This is a genomic window from Actinomadura logoneensis, assembly GCF_003428695.1.
In the GTDB taxonomy this organism is placed as follows: domain Bacteria; phylum Actinomycetota; class Actinomycetes; order Streptosporangiales; family Streptosporangiaceae; genus Spirillospora; species Spirillospora logoneensis.
In genome coordinates this window covers 1-6,088 of record NZ_QURH01000879.1, presented here as the reverse complement: position 1 = coordinate 6,088, position 6,088 = coordinate 1, and the positions used below count along the sequence as shown (strand labels likewise).

At 74.7% G+C, this 6,088-nt stretch carries 8 protein-coding genes and 1 pseudogene; 6 read left to right on the top strand and 3 right to left on the bottom strand.

The window, feature by feature from the left end; all coding sequences use genetic code 11:
- Window positions 1-4: 4 nt before the first annotated feature.
- Window positions 5-937, bottom strand: a complete 933-nt coding sequence (locus DZF91_RS29700) for a LysR family transcriptional regulator (protein WP_158588079.1) — start codon at window positions 935-937, stop codon at window positions 5-7.
- A 110-nt stretch (window positions 938-1,047) separates the two neighbouring features.
- Between DZF91_RS29700 and DZF91_RS29695 the strand changes: the two genes are divergently transcribed.
- The 3 genes from DZF91_RS29695 (at window position 1,048) to DZF91_RS29685 (ending at window position 2,774) form a co-directional block, all read left to right on the top strand.
- Window positions 1,048-1,467, top strand: coding sequence for a carboxymuconolactone decarboxylase family protein (locus tag DZF91_RS29695; RefSeq protein ID WP_117360410.1), 420 nt, complete (start codon window positions 1,048-1,050; stop codon window positions 1,465-1,467).
- Between the two features lie 43 nt (window positions 1,468-1,510).
- Window positions 1,511-2,005, top strand: coding sequence for a nucleoside deaminase (locus DZF91_RS29690; RefSeq protein ID WP_117360409.1), 495 nt, complete (start codon window positions 1,511-1,513; stop codon window positions 2,003-2,005).
- Window positions 2,006-2,156: 151 nt separating this feature from the next.
- Window positions 2,157-2,774, top strand: a complete 618-nt coding sequence (locus tag DZF91_RS29685; protein ID WP_117360408.1) for a DUF1269 domain-containing protein — start codon at window positions 2,157-2,159, stop codon at window positions 2,772-2,774.
- Window positions 2,775-2,836: 62 nt separating this feature from the next.
- Here the strand turns inward: DZF91_RS29685 and DZF91_RS40575 are convergent, their stop codons facing one another.
- Complete coding sequence (locus tag DZF91_RS40575; protein WP_158588078.1) at window positions 2,837-2,995, bottom strand: hypothetical protein; 159 nt, start codon at window positions 2,993-2,995, stop codon at window positions 2,837-2,839.
- A 509-nt stretch (window positions 2,996-3,504) separates the two neighbouring features.
- Here DZF91_RS40575 and DZF91_RS29680 point away from each other — a divergent pair.
- On the top strand, window positions 3,505-4,464 hold the full coding sequence (locus DZF91_RS29680; protein ID WP_117360407.1) for a GlxA family transcriptional regulator: 960 nt from the start codon (window positions 3,505-3,507) through the stop codon (window positions 4,462-4,464).
- The gene (locus tag DZF91_RS29675; RefSeq protein WP_117360406.1) at window positions 4,461-5,048 is read left to right on the top strand and encodes a DJ-1/PfpI family protein; all 588 of its coding nucleotides are present in this window, start codon (window positions 4,461-4,463) and stop codon (window positions 5,046-5,048) included. Before DZF91_RS29680 ends, DZF91_RS29675 begins: the two co-directional genes overlap by 4 nt.
- A 43-nt stretch (window positions 5,049-5,091) precedes the next feature.
- Here the strand turns inward: DZF91_RS29675 and def are convergent, their stop codons facing one another.
- Complete coding sequence (def, locus tag DZF91_RS29670) at window positions 5,092-5,640, bottom strand: peptide deformylase (RefSeq protein WP_117360405.1); 549 nt, start codon at window positions 5,638-5,640, stop codon at window positions 5,092-5,094.
- 59 nt (window positions 5,641-5,699) lie between these two features.
- Here def and DZF91_RS29665 point away from each other — a divergent pair.
- Window positions 5,700-6,088: pseudogene (locus tag DZF91_RS29665) on the top strand (winged helix-turn-helix domain-containing protein); the annotation flags it as partial.

Sequence of the window (6,088 nt, the reverse complement as noted above, 5' to 3'; positions counted from 1 at the left end):
CCCCTCACCCCCGGTCGGCCGCCGTTCCCCCGCCGGCGGCCGGCCGGGCGGCCCCGCCGAGGTCGGCGAGCGCGGTCCGGGCCCGTTCGACCAGCGGATCCGGATCGTCCGCGCGCCACACCAGGTGCAGGGCCGTGGACGTCCCGGCGAGCGGGCGCGCGGCCACCCCGACCCGGCGCAGCGACCGCATCGAGTCGGCCAGCACCGCGCCGCCGAACCCGGCCGCGACCAGCGCGAGCAGCGTCGGGACGGTGCGTCCCTCGGCGGCGACGCGGGGCACGACCCCGGCCCGGTCGCACAGCGCCACGATCTCGTCGTGCGAGCGCGCGGACGCCTCGCGCGGCCACAGCACCAGCGGGATGCCGCCGAGCGCGGACAGCGGCAGCGGACCCGTCCCGGCCGCCAGCGCGTGGTTCTCCGGGACGAACAGCGACATGGGCTCGCGCCACCACACCCGCGCCGCCAGCCGCGCGTCCCGCATCGGGAGCCGGTGGACCGACAGGTCGTACCGCCCGTCCAGCACGCCCTCGGACATGTCGGCGTCGCTGAAGCTCTCCTCCAGCCGCAGTTCGACGCCCGGCAGCTCGCGGCGCAGCCGGCCGAGCGCGGCGCCGAGCGGGCCGTTGATCCCGGACGGCCCGAACGCGATGGTCAGCCGGCCGGACAGCCCGCGCGCGGCGAGCCGGACGTCCTCGACCGCCGCGGCCGACTCGGCGAGGATCACCCGGGCCCGGCGCAGCAGCGCCCGTCCCGCCGGGGTCGGCGCGAGGCCGCGGCCCGCCCGCTCGAACAGCGGCGTGCCGAGGTCCTGCTCCAGGTCGCGCAGCTGGCGGCTCAGCGTCGGCTGGGTGAGGTGCAGGCGGCGCGCCGCCGCGCTGACCGACCCCTCCTCGGCGATCGCGACGACGTATCCGAGCAGCCGGATCTCCATGTCCATCCATACCTCCCAGGCATGGGAAGCATAGGTGTTCATGCCTGTGGGGCGGCGACGCGTGCTCGGCGGAGCAGGATCGAGGTCGTCCCGAACAGACACGAAGGAGTACGGCGATGAACCGATCCGAGCGTTTCGAGCACGGCATGAAGGTCCTGACGGAGGTGGACGGCGAGGGCGGGCAGCGGGTCGTGGAGTCGCTCGCCGACGTGTCGCCCGAACTGGGCCACCAGATCGTCGCGTGGGCGTTCGGCGACATGTACGCGCGGCCCGAGCTGCCGCCCCGCGACCGCCAACTGGTCACCCTCGGGGTCCTGACCGCGCTCGGCGGCTGCGAGCTCGAACTGGACGTCCACATCAACGCGGCGCTGAACGTCGGCCTGACCGCCACCGAGATCTCCGAGGCCCTGCTGCACTCGGCCGTCTACGCCGGGATTCCGCGCGCGCTCAACGCGACGCTCGTCGCCAAGCGGGTGTTCGCCGAGCGCGGGGTCTCCCCGCTGCCCGCCGACGAAGATCGTCTACCCTCGGCCTGAGGCTCCGGGCGGGACGCGCCGGAGCGCGCGAAGGGGGACGGACGTGACCTGGTACCAGCCGACCGAGACCGAGCGCGGCCACCTGCGCCGCTGCGTGGACCTGGCCGCCGAGGCCCTGGCGGACGGTGACGAGCCGTTCGGGTCGGTGCTCGTCTCGGCGTCCGGCGAGGTGCTGTTCGAGGACCGCAACCGGGTCAAGGACGGCGACCGCACCCGGCACCCGGAGTTCGAGATCGCGCGCTGGGCGGGCACGAACCTGTCGCCGTCCGAGCGCGCCGCCGCGACCGTCTACACCTCCGGCGAGCACTGCGCGATGTGCTCCGCCGCGCACGGCTGGGCCGGGCTGGGACGGATCGTCTACGCGTCCTCGACCGAACAGCTCGTCGGCTGGCTGCGCGAGCTGGGGGTGTCCGGGGCGTCGCCCGTCCGGCCGCTCGCGATCAACGACGTGGCGCCGGACGTGCCGGTGGCCGGGCCGGTGGAGGAGTTCGCCGACGAGATCCGGGAGCTGCAGCGCACCCTGCACACCCGCGGCTGACCCACCCCGCGCTTGGGGCGGACCGTCTCGGGCGTGCGCGTCCTCCGACGGTGGAACCGCAGGTCGGAGGCCGTGCAAGAGCGCGGGGAGCCGGGTATGGGACCTCCCGGGGACGGCGGACGGGCCGTCCGGACTTCGGGGGGAACCGACGATGAGTGATCTCGTGGCGATCGCCTACGACGACGTGGAGACCGCCGAGCGTGTCCGCGACCTGGTGGGCGAACTGCAGATGCGGCACGTCATCGAGGTGGCGGACGCCGTGGTGGTGGAGCGCCGCGAGGACGGCAAGATCAAGCTGCACCAGTCCCTCAACACGGTCGCGGGCGGTGCGGCGGGCGGCGCGCTGTGGGGCGGCCTGATCGGGCTGCTCTTCCTCCAGCCGCTGCTGGGCGCGGCCATCGGCGGCGCGACCGGCGCGGCCGTCGGCGCGGTCACCGACCTCGGCATCAACGACGAGTTCATGCGGCGGCTGGGCGAGGGGCTGCGGCCCGGCGCGGCGGCGGTCTTCCTGCTCGTCAAGAAGACCACGCCGGACAAGGTGCTGCCGGAGCTGGCGCAGTTCGGCGGCCAGGTCATCCAGACATCGCTGTCGGAGGAGCTGGAGGAACAGCTCCGCGACGCCCTCCAGCGGCAGCCCGCGACTGCCGCCGCCGAGCCGCAGGCACAGGCCCAGGCCCAGGCACAGGCGGAGGCGCAGGCCCCGGGGCAGCAGCACGGGCAGGGGCAGAGCCCGTCGCAGTCCGGCGTGCCGACCATCCCTCCGGACTGACCGGAGAGGCGCGGCGCCCGTCCGGGCACCCCGGGCGGGTGGCCGGACGGGCGGGCAGGGCGTTACCGGCCCCGGTTGAACTGCCGGGTCGGCGTGCGGCCGGCGTGCTTGCGCCCGCGGTCGGCCATCGCGGCAGTCCGCGGATTCTTGAAAGCGTCCTTGGACTTCTTCTTCGCGAGGGCCTTGGCGAAGGGCGTGTTGTCGTCATTGTGGATTCGCATGAAGAGACACCTCCGGGCATGCTCGAATTCGGCCTGGTGAAAGGCCGCGGAAAATGGACGGTGCTTCCCGGGACGGGGATGTCGGGCATGGCTGGACGCACGCGTGACGGCGTGGCAGACGTACAAGACGAGGCCGGGGAACGGCCGACAGGGAGAGATGGGGAGCGGGCCGCGGACGGGCGCGTCCTCGGTCAGGACGGGCGCGTGGCGGGCGGCTCAACCCGGAAGATGATCACAGCTCCATGCCCCGAATATTAGCGGGACGCCCCGGGGAGTTGTCAACCGCTATTTCGTGAATTCGTCGACGGCCGCCTTTGTCGCGCGATGTGCGAGGGCGTGCCGCGATATGGCCCATGCGCGGATGGCGCGACGCGGCTGGTGCGGATGGCGCGATGCAGCTTGTGCGTGGTTGGCGCGTGGCGCGTGGCGCGTGGCGGGTGCGCGGATGGCGCGATGTGTGGGGTGTGCGGCGTTGACGCCGTCCCGCGGGCGGCTGCACGCTCGGTGACGTGAAGCGAGTCGTGTTCGTCGTCTTCGACGGGTTCCAGTCGCTCGACCTGACCGGGCCGTTCGAGGTCTTCTCGTTCACCGGGCGGTACGAGTGCGTGGTCGTCGCGCCCGAGGCCGGGGAGGTCCGGTCGCGCAGCGGGCTGCCGTTCGTGGTCCGGCACGGCGTCGCCGACCTCGACCCGGCGGAGCCCGTCGACACGCTCGTCGCGGTGGGCGGGGCCGGAGTGGACGCCGCCGCCCGGGATGAGGCGCTGGTCGGCTGGGTGCGGGACGCGGCGCGGGGCGCGCGGCGGGTGGCGTCGGTGTGCAGCGGCGTGCTGCTGCTCGGCGCGGCCGGCCTGCTGGACGGCAGGCGCGTCACGACGCACTGGGAGCGCGCCGAGCAGGTGCGCCGGACCCATCCCGAGGCCGTGGTGGACTGCGACCCGATCCACATCCGGGACGGCCGGGTCTGGACGTCCGCGGGCGTCACCGCCGGGATGGACCTCGCGCTCGCCATGGTCGAGGACGACCTCGGCCGGGAGGTGGCGCACGTCGTCGCCCGCGAGCTGGTCATGTTCCTGCGGCGGCCCGGCAGCCAGTCGCAGTTCAGCGTCCCGCTGTGGACGGCGCGTCCGGAGAGCGACCCGATCCGGACGGCCGTGGACGCGATCAACGCCGACCCGGGCGACCGGCACGGCGTGCGCGAGCTGGCCCGCCGGGCCGGGCTCAGCCCCCGCCACCTGCAACGCCGCTTCACGGCGGAGATGGGCGTCCCGCCCGGCGGCTACGTCGAGCGGGTCCGGGTCGAGGCGGCGCGGCGGGCGCTCGCCGAGACCGCCGAGCCGGTCGAGGCGATGGCCCGGCGGCTCGGCTTCGGCACCGGCGAGACGCTGCGCCGGGCCTTCCACCGGACGGTCGGGGTCGCGCCGTCCGACTACCGGGAACGGTTCCGATCGACGGGAAGGGACGTCCGATGACGACGTACGGACTGCTGCTGTTCGAGGGCGCGGAGGAGCTCGACTTCGTGGGGCCGTGGGAGGTCTTCACGGCCTCGGCGATGCTCCGCGGCGAGGGGGACCGGGCGGTGCTCGTCGCCGCCGCGGACGGTCCCGTCCGGTGCAACAAGGGCATGCGGGTGCTGCCGGACCACACCTTCGACGACCACCCTGACCTGGACGTCCTGCTCGTCCCGGGCGGGAACGGCCGGGTGGCGGCGGGCAAGGACCCGGTGATCACCGGCTGGCTCGCGGCGGCCGGCCCGAAGGCGCGCTGGCTGACCAGCGTCTGCACCGGCTCGCTGCTGCTGCACGACGCCGGCCTGCTGCGGGGACGGCGCGCGGCGACGCACTGGGCGGCCGAGCACGAGATGGAGGCGCGCGAGGACGTCACGCTCGTCCGGGACGAGCGGTTCGTCGTGGACGGCGAGGTCGTCACCAGCCAGGGCGTCTCGGCGGGCATCGACATGGCGTTGTGGCTGGTCGGACAGCTCCACGGCGTCGAGCACGCCCGCAACGTCCAGAAGTACGTGCAGTACTACCCCGAGCCGCCCTACGCGGACTGACCGCGCCCCGGACCGGGCGGGCGGGCCGGGCGGGCGCGCCGGATCAGGCGGACCGCTCGGCCTCCGCGCGCATCTCCTCCATCTCGCGCAGCACCTTCTTGCGGGCGCGCGTCGAGAGGCGGTCGATGTAGAGCCTGCCGTTCAGGTGGTCGGTCTCGTGCTGGAGGCAGCGGGCGAGCAGGCCCGTCCCCTCGACCGTGACGGGGTTGCCCTCGACGTCGAACCCGTGGCAGGTGGCGCGGTCGGGGCGGGCGAGCGGCGCGTGCGGGCCGGGCACCGACAGGCAGCCCTCCTCGCCGTCGTCGAGGTGCCGGTCCGGGCCCTCGGGCAGGACGAGCGTGGGGTTGCAGACGACGCCCTTGCGGGCCACGTCGTCGGCGTCCGGGCAGTCGTAGACGAAGACGCGCAGGTCGACGCCGATCTGGTTCGCGGCCAGGCCCACGCCGTCGGCCTCGTACATGCTGGCGAACATGTCGTCCACCAGCGCCGCGAGGTCGGCGTCGAAGCTCTCCACCGGGCGCAGGGAGCGGTGGAGGATCGGCTCCCCCACCACGGTGATCGGTCGTGCCTGTCCGCTCGTCATGGGCTGCATGGTAGCCAGCCCGCGGTCCTCCCTGCGCAAAGCCCGGTTCAGGACGATAATCACGGATCATGCGGTTCGGCGTGCTCGGTTCGACGGCGGCGTGGCGACCGGACGGGACGCCGGTCCCGCTGGGCGGTCCGGCCCGCCGCGCCCTGCTGGCGCTGCTGCTGGTGCGGCCGGGGGAGGCGGTGTCCGCCGAGGGCCTGGCGCACGAGCTCTACCCGGACGGCGGCCCCGGCCGCTCCGACGGCAGGGGCGGACGGGGCGGTTCGGCGCACGCGCTCCAGTCGCAGGTGTCGCGGCTCCGGGGCGTCCTGCGCCCGCACGCCGACATCGAGAGCACCCCGGCCGGCTACCGGCTGACCGGCACCGGCTCTGACGTCGCCGGGGGCGCGGCCGTGGCCGTGGACGCGGCGCGGTTCGAGGCGCTGGCGGGCGACGGCCGCGCGGCGCTCGC

Coding starts and splice junctions, on each gene's coding strand:
- DZF91_RS29700 (WP_158588079.1), bottom strand. CDS start 937: ATGGACATGGAGATCCGGCTGCTCGGATACGTCGTCGCGATCGCCGAG.
- DZF91_RS29695 (WP_117360410.1), top strand. CDS start 1,048: ATGAACCGATCCGAGCGTTTCGAGCACGGCATGAAGGTCCTGACGGAG.
- DZF91_RS29685 (WP_117360408.1), top strand. CDS start 2,157: ATGAGTGATCTCGTGGCGATCGCCTACGACGACGTGGAGACCGCCGAG.
- DZF91_RS40575 (WP_158588078.1), bottom strand. CDS start 2,995: ATGCGAATCCACAATGACGACAACACGCCCTTCGCCAAGGCCCTCGCG.
- DZF91_RS29675 (WP_117360406.1), top strand. CDS start 4,461: ATGACGACGTACGGACTGCTGCTGTTCGAGGGCGCGGAGGAGCTCGAC.
- def (WP_117360405.1), bottom strand. CDS start 5,640: ATGCAGCCCATGACGAGCGGACAGGCACGACCGATCACCGTGGTGGGG.